This window comes from Aeromonas sp. 11P, from assembly GCF_051920165.1.
GTDB lineage: Bacteria > Pseudomonadota > Gammaproteobacteria > Enterobacterales > Aeromonadaceae > Aeromonas > Aeromonas veronii.
In genome coordinates this window covers 1-17,006 of the sequence record NZ_JBQBDJ010000004.1, presented here as the reverse complement: position 1 = coordinate 17,006, position 17,006 = coordinate 1, and the positions used below count along the sequence as shown (strand labels likewise).

Sequence of the window (17,006 nt, the reverse complement as noted above, 5' to 3'; positions counted from 1 at the left end):
CCTGATGGAACAGGGAGCGCAATCTCATATGAACTTGAACGAGAGCTGATACCGTGACCTTACTCTGGATCTTGCTAATTCCTTTTATCGGCGGCTTACTCTGCTGGCAGATGGAGCGTCTCGGCGGGCCGTTTGTCCGCTGGGTAGCCCTGCTCTCCATGAGCGCCAGCCTGCTGCTCTCCTGTGCCATCTGGCTAAGTGGAGACTTCTCCCTTGCCACCACGGGCCTCGACAGCGCGGGCGTCTCCGGTGCTGCATCCGCCTGGGCCGCCGAGTGGCGCCTGCCGTGGATCCCCCGCTTCGGCATCTCTTTGCATCTGGCTGTGGATGGCCTGTCGCTCTTGATGGTGATCCTCACCTGCTTTATCGGGGTGCTGGCCATTCTCTGTTCGTGGAAAGAGATCGTGCAGCGCATCGGCTTCTTCCACCTCAACCTGCTCTGGATCCTGGGCGGCGTGCTCGGGGTCTTTATGGCGCTGGATCTGTTCCTCTTCTTCTTCTTCTGGGAGATGATGCTGGTTCCCATGTACTTCCTGATTGCGCTCTGGGGCCACTCGGTCACTGACGGCAAATCACGGATCAACGCCGCGACCAAGTTCTTTATCTACACCCAGGTGAGTGGCCTTATCATGCTGGTGGCTATCATCGGGCTGGTGCTGACCCACCAGCATGCCACCGGAGTCTTCACCTTCAACTATCTGGAGCTGCTCAATACACCGATGAGCAAGGGCGTTCAGTGGCTGCTGATGCTGGGATTCTTTATCGCCTTCGCGGTCAAGATGCCGCTGGTACCGCTGCACGGCTGGCTGCCGGATGCCCACAGTCAGGCGCCGACCGCAGGTTCGGTGGATCTCGCCGGTATTTTGCTCAAAACCGCCGCCTACGGTCTGCTGCGCTTTGCCTTGCCGCTCTTCCCCGAAGCGTCCGCCGAATTTGCTCCCTACGCCATGGTGCTTGGCCTGATCGGGATCGTCTACGGTGCCATCGTGGCCTTTGCCCAGACCGACATCAAACGGCTGGTGGCCTACACCAGCATCTCCCACATGGGCTTTGTGATGATCGCCATCTACTCGGGTAGCGAAGTGGCCCTGCAGGGCGCCGTGGTGCAGATGATCGCCCACGGTCTCTCCGCTGCCGGCCTCTTTATCCTCTGCGGTCAGCTCTACGAGCGGTTGCACACTCGGGATCTGCGCCTGATGGGCGGCCTGTGGGGGCGCCTGCGCTATCTGCCCGGCGTGATGCTCTTCTTCTCGGTGGCGTCGCTCGGCATGCCGGGCACTGGCAACTTTGTCGGCGAGTTCCTGATCCTGGTCGGCAGCTTCCAGGTTGCCCCGGTCATCACGGCGGTCGCCACCTTCGGTCTGGTACTGGCCTCGGTCTACTCCCTCATCATGTTGCAGCGCGCCTGCTTTGGCCCTACCAAGGATGAGAGCGTGCTCAAGGGACTGGATCGCCGCGAGCTGACCATGATGATGGTGATCGCGTGCTTGCTGGTTCTGCTTGGCCTCTATCCCCAACCCGTGATTGATACCGCCAGCAGCAGCCTCATCAATGTGCTGCACTGGTATCTGCTGCCGACTGCTGGAGCCCTGCAATGACTTTCTCCGCTTCCCAACTGCTGGCACTGCTTCCCCTGCTGTTGACCACCGGGGCCATGGCGGCCCTGATGCTGGCCATCGCCTGGCGCCGCTGTGTCACTACCGCCTTTACCGTGACCATTGTTGGCCTCAACCTGGCGCTCTTCTCGCTGCCCATCGTGATGGCGCAGGGGGACCAGGGGGTCACCCCGCTGCTGCAAGTGGACAGTTACGCCGTCTTCTACATGGGACTGGTAGTGATAGGCGCCCTAGCCACCTGCACCTTCGGCCAGTCGTGGCTGAAAGCCTACCCGGACAACCGGGAGGAGTTCTTCCTGCTGCTGCTGATCGCCACCGCTGGTGGTCTGGTGCTGGCCTGCTCCCGTCACCTCGCCTCTCTCTTTATCGGGATCGAGATGCTGACCCTGCCAATGTTCGGTCTGGTGGGTTACGCCTACCGCGAGCGCCACTCGCTGGAAGCCGCGGTGAAATACATGGTGCTCTCTGCCGCCGCCACCGCCTTCCTGTTGTTTGGCATGGCGCTGCTCTATGCCCAGGCAGGCAGCCTGAGCTTTGCCGCCCTGGGGCAGACCCTGGCCGAGAGCCCGGCTCACCACCCACTGCTGATGGGCGGTTTGGGGTTAATGCTGGTCGGCTTTGCCTTTAAACTCTCCTTGGCCCCCTTCCACCTCTGGACCCCGGATGTCTATGAAGGTGCCCCGGCACCGGTCGCCACCTTCCTCGCCACCGTCAGCAAGGTGGCGGTCTTTGCCGTGCTGCTGCGCTTCTATCTGGCGGTACCGGCGGCAAGCGATCCCATGATCCACTGGCTGCTGGCTGCCATGGCGGTCATCTCCATCCTGGTCGGCAACCTGCTGGCACTGGTGCAGACCAACGTCAAACGGATGCTGGGTTACTCCTCCATCTCCCACTTCGGTTACCTGCTGGCGGTGATCGTGGCGAGCCGCATCGGCCAGATGCCGGTGGAAGCAGCCGGGGTCTACCTGCTGATGTATCTCTTCACCAGTCTGGGTGCCTTTGGCGTGGTGAGCATGATGTCGAGCCCCTATCGCGGCAAAGATGCTGACTCCCTGCACAGCTATCGCGGCCTGTTCTGGAAGCGCCCTTACCTGACAGCCGTGCTGACGGTGATGATGCTATCTCTGGCCGGTATTCCGATGACGCTCGGCTTTATCGGCAAGTTCTACCTCATCGGTGTGACCGTCGAGGCGCAGCTCTGGTGGCTCTCCGGTGCCATCGTGCTCGGCAGCGCTCTGGGTCTCTACTACTACCTCAAGGTGATGGTGACCCTCTATCTGCGCGAACCGGGCATGCAGCAGCGGGATGCCAGTGCCGACTGGGCACTCTCTTCCGGTGGCGTGGTAGTGCTGCTCTCTGCCGCCCTAGTGGTGTTGCTGGGGCTCTATCCCCAGCCGGTCATCAGCCTGGTACAAGGGTTCCAGCACGTGGTATTGCAGTAACCTTCACAGACGTTCCCCCTCACCATTACCCGCAAAACCGGCAGCCTTGGCTGCCGGTTTTTTTATCGAGCCCTTCCCCTTAAACCATTTACAGGGCTTGAATCGATTCTCCCCTCATCAACGTACTGGGCGACGAAGCCATTGGTTGACTGGGCATCTCGCCTGTCTGACTCACTCAGTTGAACCATAAAAAAACCGGCCAATTGGCCGGTTTCTGTTTTTATGCGCTGGTGCTCTCTCTATTAACCCAGACGAACCCGGGCGTTGCGGAACATCCGCATCCAGGCGCCGTCCTCGCCCCAGTTGTCGGGGTGCCAGGAGTTGGCCACGGTGCGGAACACCCGCTCCGGGTGCGGCATCATGATGGTGGCTCGGCCATCGGTGGTAGTCACGGCAGTGATACCATCCGGCGAGCCATTCGGGTTGGCAGGGTACTGCTCGGTCACGCTGCCACGGTTGTCGACAAAGCGCAGCCCTACCAGACCGCTCTGCTGCAGTGCGCTCAGGTGAGCAGCATCGCGCACCTCGACACGCCCTTCCCCGTGGGAGACGGCAATGGGCATCACGGAGCCTGCCATGCCGGCGAAGAAGGCCGACGGTGACTCCTGTACCTGCACCAGACTGAAGCGGGCCTCGAAGCGCTCGGAGCGGTTGCGCACAAAGCGCGGCCAGAGATCGGCACCCGGGATGAGGTCTCGCAGGTTGGACATCATCTGGCAACCGTTGCAGACACCCAGAGAGAGGGTATCGCCGCGCTCGAAGAAGCGCTGGAACTGCTCGCGGGCGTTGTCATTGAACAGGATGGACTTGGCCCAGCCTTCACCGGCACCCAACACGTCACCGTAGGAGAAGCCGCCACAGGCCACCAGGGTCTGGAACTCCTCCAGCTTGATGCGACCGGAGAGAATATCGCTCATATGGACATCGACCGCCGCGAAACCGGCACGATCGAACGCCGCCGCCATCTCCACATGGGAGTTGACTCCCTGCTCGCGCAGCACCGCCAGACGGGGGGAGACCCCGCGGGCAATGTAAGGTGCCGCCACATCCTCGGACGGGTTGTAAGTCAGCTTGGCATGCAGACCCGGATCGGTGGCGTCCTGACGGGCCGCGTGCTCACTGTCGGCGCACGCCGGATTGTCGCGCAGGCGCTGCATCTGCCAGCTGGTCTCGCCCCAGATGGTGCGAAGTGCGGTACGGCTGGCACGATAGACCTCCTGACCGCCCCGCTGCAGGGTAATGAGATCCCCTTCTCGCACGGTACCGAGCACATGGGAGCAGGCTGCAAGACCGTGCCCGGCCAGCAGGGTCATCACCGCCTCTTTATCTTCACGACGCACCTGAATGACGGCGCCCAGCTCTTCGTTGAACAGCGCCGGCAGCAGCTCGCCGCCGATACGATCGAGCTGGATGTCGAGGCCGCAGTGACCGGCAAACGCCATCTCGGTCAGGGTGACGAACAGGCCGCCGTCAGAGCGGTCGTGATAGGCGATCAGTTTGCGATCGGCCACCAGCGCCTGAATGGCGTTGAAGAAGCCCTTGAGCTGGACCGGATTGTCGAGATCCGGCGCCTTGTCACCCAGCTGGCGATAGACCTGCGCCAGTGCCGAGGCGCCGAGGCGCTGCTTGCCATTGCCAAGGTCGACGAGGATAAGGTCGGTTTCACCGAGATCGGTACGCAGCTGTGGCGTGACGGTGTTGCGCACATCCTCGACCCGGGCAAAAGCGGAGATGAGCAGGGAGAGCGGCGAGGTGACGCTGTGCTCCTTGCCATCCTGCTGCCAGCGGGTCTTCATGGACATGGAGTCCTTGCCCACAGGAATGGTGATGCCAAGGGCCGGGCAGAGCTCCTCGCCCACCGCTTTGACCGCCTCATAGAGACCGGCATCTTCCCCCGGGTGACCGGCAGCGGCCATCCAGTTGGCGGAGAGCTTGACCCGCTTCAGCGACCCGATGTGGGCCGGCGCCAGGTTGGTAAGCGCTTCCGCCACCGCCATGCGAGCGGAGGCGGCGTGGGAGAGCAGCGCCACCGGGGTACGCTCGCCCATGGACATGGCTTCGCCGTGATAGCTGTCGTAGGTGGCAGCGGTGACGGCGCAATCGGCCACCGGGATCTGCCAGGGGCCAACCATCTGATCGCGATTGACCAAGCCAGTCACGCTGCGATCGCCGATGGTGATAAGGAAGGACTTCTCCGCCACGGTCGGCAGACGCAGAACCCGCTCGGCTGCGTCACTCAAAGTGATGCCATCGAGCTGGAGCGCTTTGCCTTGTGCAGGCAGAGTCACCACGTCGCGGTGCATCTTGGGGGCCTTGCCGAGCAGCACGTCCAGCGGCAGATCGATGGGCTGGTTGTCAAAGTGGCTGTCAGAGAGGGTCAGATGCTTCTCTTCGGTCGCGGTGCCGATGACTGCATAGGGTGCGCGCTCACGCTCGCACAGCGCCTTGAACAACGGCAGCTTGTCCTGCGCTACCGCCAGTACGTAACGCTCCTGGGATTCGTTGCACCAGATCTCCAGCGGGCTCATGCCCGGCTCGTCGCTCTGGATGGCGCGCAAATCGAAACGACCACCGCGCTCACCGTCGTTGACCAGCTCCGGCATGGCGTTGGAGAGACCGCCCGCCCCCACGTCATGGATAAAGACGATGGGGTTGTCGTCACCCAGCTGCCAGCAGCGATCGATCACCTCCTGGCAACGGCGCTCCATCTCGGGGTTGTCACGCTGCACCGAGGCAAAGTCGAGATCTTCGGCCGACTGGCCGGAGGCCATGGAGGATGCGGCACCGCCGCCCAGACCAATGTTCATCGCCGGGCCGCCCAGCACGATCAGCGCCGCGCCGACCGGGATCTCCCCTTTCTGGACATGTTCGGTGCGGATGTTGCCGATGCCGCCAGCCAGCATGATGGGTTTGTGGTAGCCACGCACCTCGACGCCGTTGTGGCTCGGCACCTCCTCTTCGAAGGTACGGAAGTAGCCGAGAATGGCCGGACGGCCGAACTCGTTGTTAAACGCGGCACCGCCGAGCGGCCCCTCCTGCATGATGTCGAAGGCGCTGACGATACGGCTCGGCTTGCCGAAATCCTGCTCCCAGGGCTGCTCGAAGCCGGGAATGCGCAGGTTGGAGACGGAGAAACCGACCAGACCCGCCTTGGGCTTGGCACCGCGACCGGTGGCTCCCTCGTCGCGGATTTCGCCGCCGGAGCCGGTGGCTGCGCCCGGGAACGGGGAGATCGCGGTCGGGTGGTTGTGGGTCTCCACCTTCATCAGGATGTCAACCTGTTCCTGGTGATACTGGTATTCGCCGTTGGCCGGGCTCGGGAAGAAGCGGCCACCCTGGCTCCCTTCCATCACGGCGGCGTTGTCTTTATAGGCAGAGAGGACATGATCCGGCGTCTGCTCGAAGGTGTTCTTGATCATCTTGAACAGCGACTTGGGCTGCTGCTCGCCATCGATGGTCCAGTCGGCATTGAAGATCTTGTGACGGCAGTGCTCGGAGTTCGCCTGGGCGAACATGTAGAGCTCGATGTCGTTGGGGTTGCGACCCAACTTGGTGAAGTTCTCCACCAGATAGTCGATTTCGTCGTCGGCCAGCGCCAGACCGAGCGCCACGTTGGCTTCGGCCAGGGCTGCGCGACCACCGCCCAGCACATCCACCTGGGTGAAGGGGCGCGGCTCGTGGTGAGCAAACAGGGCGGCAGCTTCGCTCATCTCGGCAAACACCACTTCCATCATCCGATCATGGAGCACGGCGGCAATGGCGCTGCGCTGGGCGGCATTCAGCTCACCCTGCCCCTTGATGGTCAGGTAATAGGCAATACCACGCTCCAGCCGCTTGACCTGTTTCAGGCCGCAGTTGTGGGCGATGTCGGTTGCTTTGGAAGACCAGGGGGAGATAGTGCCGGGGCGGGGGGTAACAAGAAACAGCTGACCGCTGGGGGTGTGTTCGGGGATGCTCGGGCCGTAGCGCAAGAGCTGGCCCAAGGTCGCTCGCTCGGGGGGAGAGAGGGGGCTTGTCAGCTCGGCAAAGTGCACATACTCGGCATAGACATCCTCTATCTCTACTCCGCTCTCTACTCCACTCTCATTTCTCATCTGTGCGAAGCGTTGCAGCAGTTTTTGGACACGAAAATCAGACAGTGCTGGGGCACCACGCAAGATATCCATATGACCTTTCTCACCAAGTTTTAAAGTGGGGGGGAATTGAGACGCGCGTATTATAGGGATCTGGCTCACAGCGGACAAACGTTTTTCTCACTTCGTGCAGTGTGACTCTGCGCACACTCTCTGGTATAAAGGTGCCTCTTTTTTGACAAATGCCGATTTTTTCAACAAAGGTACTCACCTACTTGCGCTGCATTTTTCGACTGTTTATCGGGCTGTTGTTGACGCTGACGCTGGTTGGCTGCGACTTCTATAGCCCCTCCAGCCAGCTGGAGCAGATCCGCCAGCGAGGCGAGATCCGGGTTGGCACCATCTATGGTCCCACCTCCTATTACCAACGTGACGACCTCGCCCAGGGGTTCGATTACGAGCTGGCGCAAAATTATGCCGACTGGTTGGGGGTGAAACTCACCATCATCCCGGTCGACACTACCGACCAACTGGTCACCCTGCTGAAAAAGGGCAAACTCGATCTGGCGGCTGCCGCCATCATGGTCACCCCCGAACGGCGCGAGCTGTTTCGCTTCGGCCCGGGCTTCTACCAGGTCTCTCCCAAACTGGTCTACCGCAACGGCAAACCCAAGCCGGCCTCATTGAACGATATCAAGGGCAAGCTGGTGGTGGCCGCCGGCTCCACCGGTGAAGATCTGCTCAAAGAGATGAGCAAAGAGAATCCGAAACTAACCTGGAGCACTAGCGACAACGCCGATGTGGAGGAGCTGCTCAAGCAGGTGGTGGATGGCAAGATTGACTACACGGTGGTGCAGGATACCGTGCTGGCCCGTACCCAGCGCTACTACCCGGAGCTCACCGAGGGGCTGACCCTGGCCCAGAAGCAGACCGTTGCCTGGGCCATGAGCAAGCTGCCCGATGACAGCCTCTATGCCAGCGTGATCGACTTCTTCGGTCAGCGCTTTATGGATGGTGCTATCGCCAAGCTGGACGAGAAGTACTTCGGCCACGTGCAGAACTTCGACTTTGTCGATACCCGTACCTTCCTCAAGCGCGCCAAGAGCCTGCTGCCCAAGTACCAGCCGCTGTTCCAGACTCACGCCAAGAATATCGACTGGCGTCTGCTCGCCGCCATCAGCTATCAGGAGTCCCACTGGGACCCGCAGGCCCGCTCTTACACCGGCGTGCGCGGCATGATGATGCTGACCGAGCCCACCGCCAAGGCGATGGGAGTCAACGACCGGCTTCATCCGGAAGAGAGCATCAAAGGTGGCTCCCTCTATCTGCAACAGATGATGGAGAAGGTGCCGGATTCGGTGCCCGATGACGAGAAGGTGTGGTTTGCCCTCACCGCCTACAACATAGGTTACGGCCACATGATGGACGCCCGCCGCCTGACCAAAGAGCTCGGCAAGAATCCTGACGCCTGGAGCGACGTGAAAGAGGTGCTGCCGCTGCTACAGCAAGCGCGCTGGCACCGCAAGGTACGTTACGGCTATGCCCGTGGCAGCGAGGCGCGCAACTATGTCAACAACGTGCGCCAGTATTACCAGAGTCTGCTCTGGCTCGACAACGAGCAGCAGAAGGCACATCAGCGGGAGAGTCTCGACAACGACAGCGAGCCCGAGCTGGCCGAGCGCCCCACCGCCATCGCCGAAGTGGTCAATCAGATCACCATGCGCTAACCAGCCACTATTCGGCTGTTTTCACGCAAACTTCTCTGTTACCATCGATTCACATCGGAGCCTATCCGAAATCGCATTGTTTTCATTATGTTGAGAGATTAAATAACAGCAATTTCGGATGGGCTCCATCAATGACCCAAGGCCGGGATGGCCAACTGAGTTGGGAGGAGACCAAGATGCAAAAACGTAGAAAAATCAGTCTGGTCAGAAAAGCGAAGTGCAGCTGGAGCCCCAGACGCAAACTCAAGCTTAATGACATCAAGCGCAACCTGTGGCGCAGAAATCGATCCTATACCCTGCTTATTGCAGAGCACACAGCATAAACCCGGCATTCGCCGGGTTTTTTATCTGCTTTCTCACCTGAATACTGTCTTACACCAGCGCCGCCTTGAACTGTACCGACCGCTTGGAGATCAGCGAGTTGCAGTGGTTGCAGAAGTAATCCACCGCGCCGCACGCCTTGAGACGTTCCAGCTCCTGCTGGCAGGTGGGGCAGATGGCCGTGACGCGAACAGGGGCCTGGCACTGGCCACAGGTTTGCTCCTTGCTGCGGGTATCCAGTTCAGCCTGGCATGATGGACAAAGCAGGACTTCCATAATCAACTCCTCGAAAAGTAGATCTGCCATGGTCTTGTTCCATGGCAGATCCCCCTCCCCTTATTCCTCACCTTAACATGGCGAGGATAACAAAGCGGCTGCCGGTGAGGGCAGCCGCAAGGACTTATTTCTTCTTCATTTTCAGCAGGCGTTTGCGCTGACGTTCCTGACTCAGGGTCATGGTGTTCTTCTTGCCTTCAAACGGGTTGACCGACTCCTGGAACTCGACCCGGATCGGCGAGCCCATGATCTTGAGGGACTTGCGGAAATAGTTGATCAGATACCGCTTGTAGGAGTCCGGCAAGTCGTTCAGCTGGTTGCCGTGGATCACGATGCGCGGCGGGTTGTAGCCACCGGCGTGAGCATACTTGAGCTTGACGCGGCGACCGTTGACCATCGGCGGCTGGTGATCTTCCTGCGCCATCTGCATGATGCGGGTCAGCATGGCCGTGCTGGTACGACGGGTGGCGGACTGGTAAGCCTCCTGAATGGATTCAAACAGATGGCCGACACCGCTGCCGTGCAGGGCGGAGATGAAGTGGACACGAGCGAAGTCGATGAAGCCCAAGCGACGATCCAGCTCGTTCTTCACATCCTCTTTCACCTTCTGATCCAGACCATCCCACTTGTTCACCACCAACACCACGGAGCGACCGGCGTGGAGCACATAGCCAAGGATGCTCAAGTCCTGATCGGTGATGGTCTCCTGGGCGTCGATCACCAGCAGGCAAACGTTGGCATCTTCGATGGCTTTCAAGGTCTTGATAACGGAGAACTTCTCCACCGTCTCGTGCACCTTGCCACGACGACGTACACCGGCGGTGTCGATGACCACATACTTCTGCTCGTCACGCTCCATCGGAATGTAAACGGAGTCACGGGTGGTGCCGGGCATGTCATAGACGATGACCCGATCTTCACCCAGCATACGGTTGGTCAGGGTAGATTTACCGACGTTGGGGCGGCCAACGATGGCGAACTTGATGGGCAGGTCGGCGAACGGGGTCTCCTTGGTGTCCTCTTTGGTATCGAGTTCACCGGCAGCCACCATGCGCAGCAGGGCTTCTTCGTCGAAGTCCTCCTCTTCCTCATCCTGCGCATCTTCATCGGTAGCGGAGTCGACCAGGGTCTCCAGATGGGGAGCCAGGGCCAGTTCCAGCAGGCTCAGCACGCCACGACCGTGAGCGGCCGCGATCTGGTAGACCTCGCCCAGCGCCAGACCGTAGAACTCGGAGACCGCGGAATCACCGTCGATACCGTCGGTCTTGTTGGCCACCAGAAATACCTTCTTGTGGGCCTTGCGCAGGTGCTCGGCGATGGCTTGATCCGCCGCGGTCAGACCGGCACGGGCATCCACCATGAACAGCACGACGTCTGCTTCTTCGATGGCCAGCAGGGATTGCTCGGCCATCTTCAGCTCGATCCCCTCTTCGGTGCCATCGATACCACCGGTATCGACCACGATAAATTCCAGCTCGCCCAACTTCGCCTGACCGTATTTACGGTCCCGGGTCAGACCGGGAAAATCGGCAACCAGGGCATCCCGAGTACGGGTCAAGCGGTTAAACAGGGTGGATTTCCCCACGTTGGGGCGGCCCACCAGGGCTACTACAGGAGTCATAAAAGCCTCATTCTCAAGACGACAAAGGCTCCGGGTCCGAAGACCAGGAGCCGGATATTCACATTATCGGACGATCAAGGACGCTTGAGGGCGTACAACTTGCCGTCACGGCTCTGCACATACAGGGTCTCGCCATCCACCAGCGGGGCGGCATAGAGACCACTGCTATCGAGCTGCTGCATCGCCTTGATGGTACCGTCGGTACGATCAAGCCAATACAGGTATCCTTCCACATCACCCACCACCACATAGTCACCGAAGATGACAGGTGCAGTGACGGTACGATTTTCCAGCTGGGTGTTGGACCACAGCTCCAGACCGTTGCGACGGTCGATGGCAAACAGATGGCTGCGGCTATCGGTCAGCACGATGGCATTACCGGTCATCGCCAGATCGCGATAGCCGGAATACTTACGCTTCCACACTTCATCGCCGGTCATCAGTTTGCGCGCCATCAACTGACCGTTGTAGGCGATGGCATAGAGCTCATCACCGGCAATCAGCGGGCTGGCATCGACGTCAACCATGCGGTCCAGCTCGGTGGCACCGCGCGGATCAGCCACCTTGGACTGGCGCACAGGCTGGCCATTGCTCAGCAGGGCGATGCCCACCTTGCCATCGGCACGACCGTAAATCACGGCGCCGTTGGTGATCACCGGTGCACCGGCACTGCGCAGGGTCAGCGGCGGCTGCTCTTCGGAGAGCGACCACTGCATCTTGCCTTCATCAGTGTCGAGGGCGATCAGGCGACCGGAGGTGGTCAACACCACCACGCGGCCATCTTCCACCGCAGGGCTTGCCACCACTTCGCCGGGCACATTGGTCTGCCAGAGCACTTCACCGTTCTCTTCGTTCAGGGCGTAGACCACCCCGTTCTCGGAGCCGAGGAAGAGCTTGCCGTAACGGGAGACCAGACCACCGGAGAGGCGGGCGCTGCGCTTGTCGGCGTTGACCGGCAGGTCGGCCAGATCGACGGTCCAGAGGCGATCGCCACTGGCACGGTCAAAAGCGCTGACATCGCCGTCGCGGGCCGCCGCGTAGATGCGATCCTCTTCCACCACCGGCTTGAGCTGGGAGTAGAAGTCACCGATGCCATCACCCACAGTAGATGACCATGCGGTGTCGGCAGTGAAGGCAGATTCAACCTTGGGCAGCGGCGCCATCGGGTTGAGATCCTCTTCGGAACTGAACAGGGAGCAACCCTGCAGAGCGAAGGAGACCGCAGCCCCCAGCGCCACCATCTTGAATAGATTACGCATCCGGTGCCTCACCAGTCGCAACGGCCGGCAGGGCCAGATCGTCCATTTTCAGCTTGAGCTCGGCGCTACCCTGCAGGCCGCCGGCATCCGCCGCCGCCTGATAGGCATCACGAGCCTCTTCGGTCTTGCCCTGCTTTTGCAGCACATCGCCACGGGCTTCGGCTACCTGCGCCTTGAAGGCGTCATTCTGGATGGTCGCCAGCTTGGCCAGCGCTTCATCTGCCTTGCCCTGATCATTCAGCACACGGGCCAGACGCAGCGCCGCGATGGGACGAATGCTCTCGTCACCCGTGGTCGCCACCAGCTCCAGCTGCTCGGCAGCCAGATCCAGCTTGCCCGCCTTGACGGCAGCGGCAGCCAGTTGCAAAGCGGCCAGTTCACCGTAGGAGTCACCCTTGTTGGCGGTAACAAACTGCTGTGCCTGCTCGAAACCGGCGGCATCGCCCTTGGCAAGCTGCTCAATCACCTGGTTGTAAGAGTGGGAGGAGGCCTCCATGGTCTCTTGCTGGTGCTGGTTGTAATAGCGCCAGCCGAACAGACCGACCAGACCGATCACGGTCCCGGCAATCACCGAGGTTCCGTTCTCTTTCCACCACTCCTTGATAACCTCAACCTGTTGTTCTTCGGTGGTATAGACTTCCACAGCTTACTCTCCTTTGGCTGCCAGCAGGGCAATGGCGGCGTCAACCTTGACGGTCTGTTGCTCGGCCTGACCACGCAGATATTTGATAGTGATCTCCCCGTTTTGCACCTCGGTCTCACCAAGGATCAGGGCGATTGCCGCGCCGCTCTTGTCGGCACGTTTGAGTTGTTTCTTGAAGTTGCCACCACCGCAGTGGCTCATGAGGCGCAGGTCCGGCAGGGCATCGCGCAGACGCTCGGCCAGCTGGAAGCCAGCCTGTTCGGTCCCCTCGCCCACCATCGCCAGATAGACATCCACTGCCGGGCGGATATCGGCGTTGAGCTCAAGAGTCTCCAGCATCAGCACCAGACGCTCCATGCCCATGGCAAAGCCCACGGCCGGGGTCGGTTGACCGCCCAGCTGCTCTACCAGACCATCGTAGCGGCCACCGGCACAGACGGTGCCTTGGGCACCCAGACTGCTGGTGACCCACTCGAACACGGTCAGGTTGTAGTAGTCAAGACCACGCACCAGACGCTCGTTCACTTCGTATTTGATACCGGCAGACTCGAGCAGGCGCTTGAGCCCCTCGAAGTGGGCCAGGCTCTCTTCGCCCAGATGGTCGAACAGACGCGGGGCACCCGCCAAAATGGCCTGCACCTTTTCATCCTTGGAGTCAAGCACCCGCAGCGGGTTGCTGTACATGCGGCGCTGGCTCTCTTCGTCCAGTTGCTCCTTGTACTGCTCCAGATAGGCCACCAGCGCATCGCGGTAAGCGGCACGCTCGGCGCTCTGACCCAGGGTGTTGAGCTGCAGGGTGACATGCTCGCTGATGCCAAACAGACGCCACAGACGGTGGGTCAGCATGATCAGCTCAGCGTCGATGTCCGGCCCGTTGATGCCAAACAACTCGACACCGAATTGGTGGAACTGGCGATAACGGCCCTTCTGGGGACGCTCGTGACGGAACATGGGGCCCATGTACCACATCCGGCGTTCCTGGTTGTAGAGCAGACCGTGTTCGATACCGGCACGGACGCAGCTGGCGGTCCCTTCCGGACGCAGGCTCAGGCTGTCGCCGTTACGGTCTTCAAAGGTGTACATCTCTTTTTCGACCACGTCGGTCACTTCACCGATGGCGCGCTTGAACAGATGAGTCTGCTCGACAATCGGCATGCGCACTTCGCTGTAGCCATAGCTTGCAACGACCTGGCGCAGGATCTGTTCAACCTTCTGCCATACCGGGCTCTGCTCCGGCAGGCAATCATTCATACCGCGAATAGCTTGGATCTGTTTTGCCACGTTGATACTCGAGAAAAAGAGGTAAAATTTGGCCGCATTATAGGGATTTTCCCCCCAAGGTAAAATCAGGGAATCCGGATGCGGGATTTAAAATCAGTCACCTGGAAAAAGGGCCACCCAATGTGGCCCTGTTTCGCTCACTCCTTGTCCATCGGGATCCGGTTGGCGGGATCCAGCATGGCGGCGCGGGCGCGAATGCGGCGCTCCAGAGTTGGAATGAGATCCTTGTTGTCGAGCCGATCGACCCGCTGGCCCCCTTCATAGAAGGCACTCTTGTTGGCGGCACCCGCCAGGCCAAGGTCGGAGACCAGCGCTTCGCCCGGGCCATTCACCACACAGCCGATGATGGAAACATCCATCGGGGTGATGATGTCTTCGAGCCGCTCTTCCAGCGCATTGACGGTAGCGATCACATCGAACTCCTGCCGTGAGCAGGATGGGCAAGCGATAAAGTTGATGCCACGGGAGCGAATGCGCAGGGATTTGAGGATATCGAAACCGACCTTTACCTCCTCCACCGGATCCGCCGCCAGCGAGATACGCAGGGTATCGCCGATGCCGTCGGTGAGCAGCATGCCCAGACCAATGGCAGACTTCACCGCGCCGGCACGGAAACCGCCCGCTTCGGTGATGCCCAGATGGAGCGGCTGCTCAATCTGTTTGGCCAGCAGGCGATAGGCACCGACCGCCAGGAACACATCGGAGGCCTTGACGCTCACCTTGAAATCCTGGAAATCGAGGCGATCGAGATAGTCCACGTGACGCATGGCGGACTCTACCAGCGCTTCGGGGGTCGGCTCGCCGTACTTCTCCTGGATATCTTTCTCCAGCGACCCGCCATTGACCCCGATACGGATCGGGATATTGAGGTCGCGCGCGCAATCGACCACCGAGCGCACCCGCTGCTCGTTGCCGATGTTGCCCGGGTTGATACGCAGGCAGTCGGCACCGTACTCGGCCACTTTCAGGGCGATGCGATAGTCGAAGTGGATATCGGCGACGATGGGAATGCGGGTCTGCTGTTTGATCAGCCGGAAGGCTTCCGCCGCTTCCATGGTGGGCACGGAGACACGGACGATATCGGCACCGACCCGCTCGATCCGCTGGATCTGCTCGATGGTGGCGGCGACATCTGTGGTCTTGGTGTTGGTCATGGTCTGCACGGTAATGGGGGCATCGCCCCCAACCGGTACATTACCAACCATGATCTGTCTGGATTTACGACGAATGATGGGTGATTCGTGAGAAGACATGGGAAACAGATTACTCCTGAGGCAGCGAGAAGCGAGCTGTACGACCGTTGTTGTAACGGCTCATATCAAACGACTGCCCCTTGTAGTCAAGCTTGACGGCCATGGGCGCGCCAATGATGAACTTCAGGGGCTCGGCGCCTTCCAGCACCAGCTCGTCGTTGGCCTTCTTCAGACCACTGAACAGGGTCTTGCCGTTGGCATCCTTCACATCCAGCCAGCAATCGGCGGTGAAGCTCATCTTCAGTTGCGGCGCAGTCGCCGGATCAACGACAGCCTCTTCAGATTCGGTGCCATTGGCGCCGGATACCGCAGCATCGGTCGCAGTGCCGACAGCCGCGCTGACATCGGTCGGGGCAACAGCCGCAGAAGCAGGCGCCAGGGTAGCAGTCGCATCGGAGACCACCGCAGGGACAGCCACGTCCGTGGCGGCCGGTGCAATGGCAGCGCCTTCCACCGGAGCTGTGTTGATCGCATCGGGCGACGTGATAGCAGGTTCAGCCGGGGTCGAACTGGTTGCACTCATCTCGGTGGCTGCCAGCGCTTCATCACCGGCGGAGCGGCGTGAAGTACTCTGCCACCACCAGGCGACCGAGAGCGCAATCAACACCAGGATCACCAGCCAGGTCACCACCTTGAGCCGACTGTCGTTGGCTTGCTGGCGGGAGCGACGGGAGAAGCTCTGCATGTCGATATTGTCGGGAGGAGTCAGACCCAGCTTGTCGTAAGCAGCCAGAATGGTCTCATCGGGGATCCCGACCAGCTTGGCATAGGTACGCAAATAGCCCCGAATAAAGGTATGGGACGTGTGCTTGTCGTAGGTATCCGATTCGATAGCGGCGATCAGGGTCAGACGAAGGTGAATGCGGGACGCAACCTGTTCTCGTGTCCAGCCTAGCTGTTCACGGGCGTTGCGCAGCAATTGGCCTGGGCCTACTGCCTGGGAGTCGTCTTGGAAATCGTGTTGCTGTTCAATAGTCATTGGCTAAATAACGCTTGGCTTGTTGCGAAGTGGGATATTGCCTTACCAGCTCAGTCCCGAATTGGTGAAGTAATGCCGGCTTGTCCATCGCCTGTGCCAGTCGCAGTCTCAACCAGAGACTCTCCTCGTTCTCGTCTGACACATGTAGGACTGCACATCAGGCAGCTTGCCATCTTTCATGGAAAGCTCGGCCAAGTCCAGCAATAACCCTGGATTGCGGGGATTATACCCCAAGGCCAGGCGATAGTACTCGCCTGCTTTATCATTTCTGCGATTTTGCAGCGCACAAAGTGCCGCATTTTCATAGGTATCGGCAATTTTTACGTAGCCTGGCTGAATAACCGCCTGGTTGAACGCCTGATCTGCCTCGGCATACCTGCCGCGATCACAGAGGAAGGCACCATAGTTGTTCATTGCGTCAGCATTGGACGGATCCATGGCAAGGGCGTTCTTGTAATTGGTCTCGGCTGCCTTGAAATCCCCTACCTTCTGGTAAAAGTAGGCAAAACCGATCT

11 protein-coding genes and 1 pseudogene are annotated in these 17,006 nt (G+C 60.2%); 3 read left to right on the top strand and 9 right to left on the bottom strand.

The genetic code is table 11. The annotated features are described in order from the left end of the window. Positions 1-53: 53 nt before the first annotated feature. Together nuoM and nuoN are read left to right on the top strand one after the other, a co-directional pair. Positions 54-1,598, top strand: coding sequence for an NADH-quinone oxidoreductase subunit M (gene nuoM / locus ACTG1P_RS00380; protein WP_440000154.1), 1,545 nt, complete (start codon positions 54-56; stop codon positions 1,596-1,598). Beyond that, a complete protein-coding gene (gene nuoN / locus ACTG1P_RS00375; RefSeq protein ID WP_440000153.1) occupies positions 1,595-3,058 on the top strand; it encodes an NADH-quinone oxidoreductase subunit NuoN in 1,464 nt (487 codons plus the stop codon). Before nuoM ends, nuoN begins: the two co-directional genes overlap by 4 nt. Before the next feature lie 242 nt (positions 3,059-3,300). Here the strand turns inward: nuoN and purL are convergent, their stop codons facing one another. Further along, positions 3,301-7,224, bottom strand: a complete 3,924-nt coding sequence (gene purL / locus ACTG1P_RS00370) for a phosphoribosylformylglycinamidine synthase (protein WP_440000152.1) — start codon at positions 7,222-7,224, stop codon at positions 3,301-3,303. A 149-nt stretch (positions 7,225-7,373) separates the two neighbouring features. Between purL and mltF the strand changes: the two genes are divergently transcribed. After that, positions 7,374-8,858 carry a membrane-bound lytic murein transglycosylase MltF gene (mltF, locus tag ACTG1P_RS00365; protein ID WP_421289913.1) on the top strand — a complete coding sequence of 495 codons (1,485 nt, stop codon included), beginning with the start codon at positions 7,374-7,376 and terminating at the stop codon, positions 8,856-8,858. 372 nt (positions 8,859-9,230) lie between these two features. On the opposite strand, the gene ACTG1P_RS00360 is transcribed toward mltF, so the two are convergent. The 8 genes and pseudogenes from ACTG1P_RS00360 to ACTG1P_RS00325 form a co-directional block, all read right to left on the bottom strand. Then, positions 9,231-9,455 carry a zinc ribbon domain-containing protein gene (locus ACTG1P_RS00360; RefSeq protein WP_031227524.1) on the bottom strand — a complete coding sequence of 75 codons (225 nt, stop codon included), beginning with the start codon at positions 9,453-9,455 and terminating at the stop codon, positions 9,231-9,233. A 124-nt stretch (positions 9,456-9,579) separates the two neighbouring features. Next, the gene (gene der, locus ACTG1P_RS00355) at positions 9,580-11,076 is read right to left on the bottom strand and encodes a ribosome biogenesis GTPase Der (protein WP_005333794.1); all 1,497 of its coding nucleotides are present in this window, start codon (positions 11,074-11,076) and stop codon (positions 9,580-9,582) included. A gap of 74 nt (positions 11,077-11,150) precedes the next feature. After that, positions 11,151-12,335: an outer membrane protein assembly factor BamB gene (gene bamB, locus ACTG1P_RS00350; protein WP_005333796.1), complete on the bottom strand. Its 1,185-nt coding sequence runs from the start codon at positions 12,333-12,335 to the stop codon at positions 11,151-11,153. After that, positions 12,328-12,978, bottom strand: coding sequence for a YfgM family protein (locus ACTG1P_RS00345; protein ID WP_236341807.1), 651 nt, complete (start codon positions 12,976-12,978; stop codon positions 12,328-12,330). The genes bamB and ACTG1P_RS00345 overlap by 8 nt, the downstream gene beginning before the upstream one ends. Before the next feature lie 3 nt (positions 12,979-12,981). Then, the gene (gene hisS / locus ACTG1P_RS00340) at positions 12,982-14,259 is read right to left on the bottom strand and encodes a histidine--tRNA ligase (RefSeq protein ID WP_005351051.1); all 1,278 of its coding nucleotides are present in this window, start codon (positions 14,257-14,259) and stop codon (positions 12,982-12,984) included. 137 nt (positions 14,260-14,396) lie between these two features. Continuing rightward, positions 14,397-15,512 carry a flavodoxin-dependent (E)-4-hydroxy-3-methylbut-2-enyl-diphosphate synthase gene (ispG, locus tag ACTG1P_RS00335; RefSeq protein ID WP_005333801.1) on the bottom strand — a complete coding sequence of 372 codons (1,116 nt, stop codon included), beginning with the start codon at positions 15,510-15,512 and terminating at the stop codon, positions 14,397-14,399. 10 nt (positions 15,513-15,522) lie between these two features. Continuing rightward, positions 15,523-16,491, bottom strand: a complete 969-nt coding sequence (gene rodZ, locus ACTG1P_RS00330; protein ID WP_440000151.1) for a cytoskeleton protein RodZ — start codon at positions 16,489-16,491, stop codon at positions 15,523-15,525. Continuing rightward, positions 16,481-17,006: pseudogene (locus tag ACTG1P_RS00325) on the bottom strand (tetratricopeptide repeat protein); the annotation flags it as partial. The pseudogene ACTG1P_RS00325 and the gene rodZ, both read right to left, overlap by 11 nt.

What these genes read in the sequence shown, in the direction of transcription:
- bamB (WP_005333796.1), bottom strand. Translation starts at nt 12,335, where the DNA reads ATGCGTAATCTATTCAAGATGGTGGCGCTGGGGGCTGCGGTCTCCTTC.
- der (WP_005333794.1), bottom strand. Translation starts at nt 11,076, where the DNA reads ATGACTCCTGTAGTAGCCCTGGTGGGCCGCCCCAACGTGGGGAAATCC.
- nuoN (WP_440000153.1), top strand. Translation starts at nt 1,595, where the DNA reads ATGACTTTCTCCGCTTCCCAACTGCTGGCACTGCTTCCCCTGCTGTTG.
- rodZ (WP_440000151.1), bottom strand. Translation starts at nt 16,491, where the DNA reads ATGACTATTGAACAGCAACACGATTTCCAAGACGACTCCCAGGCAGTA.
- ACTG1P_RS00360 (WP_031227524.1), bottom strand. Translation starts at nt 9,455, where the DNA reads ATGGAAGTCCTGCTTTGTCCATCATGCCAGGCTGAACTGGATACCCGC.
- ispG (WP_005333801.1), bottom strand. Translation starts at nt 15,512, where the DNA reads ATGTCTTCTCACGAATCACCCATCATTCGTCGTAAATCCAGACAGATC.
- mltF (WP_421289913.1), top strand. Translation starts at nt 7,374, where the DNA reads ATGCCGATTTTTTCAACAAAGGTACTCACCTACTTGCGCTGCATTTTT.
- purL (WP_440000152.1), bottom strand. Translation starts at nt 7,224, where the DNA reads ATGGATATCTTGCGTGGTGCCCCAGCACTGTCTGATTTTCGTGTCCAA.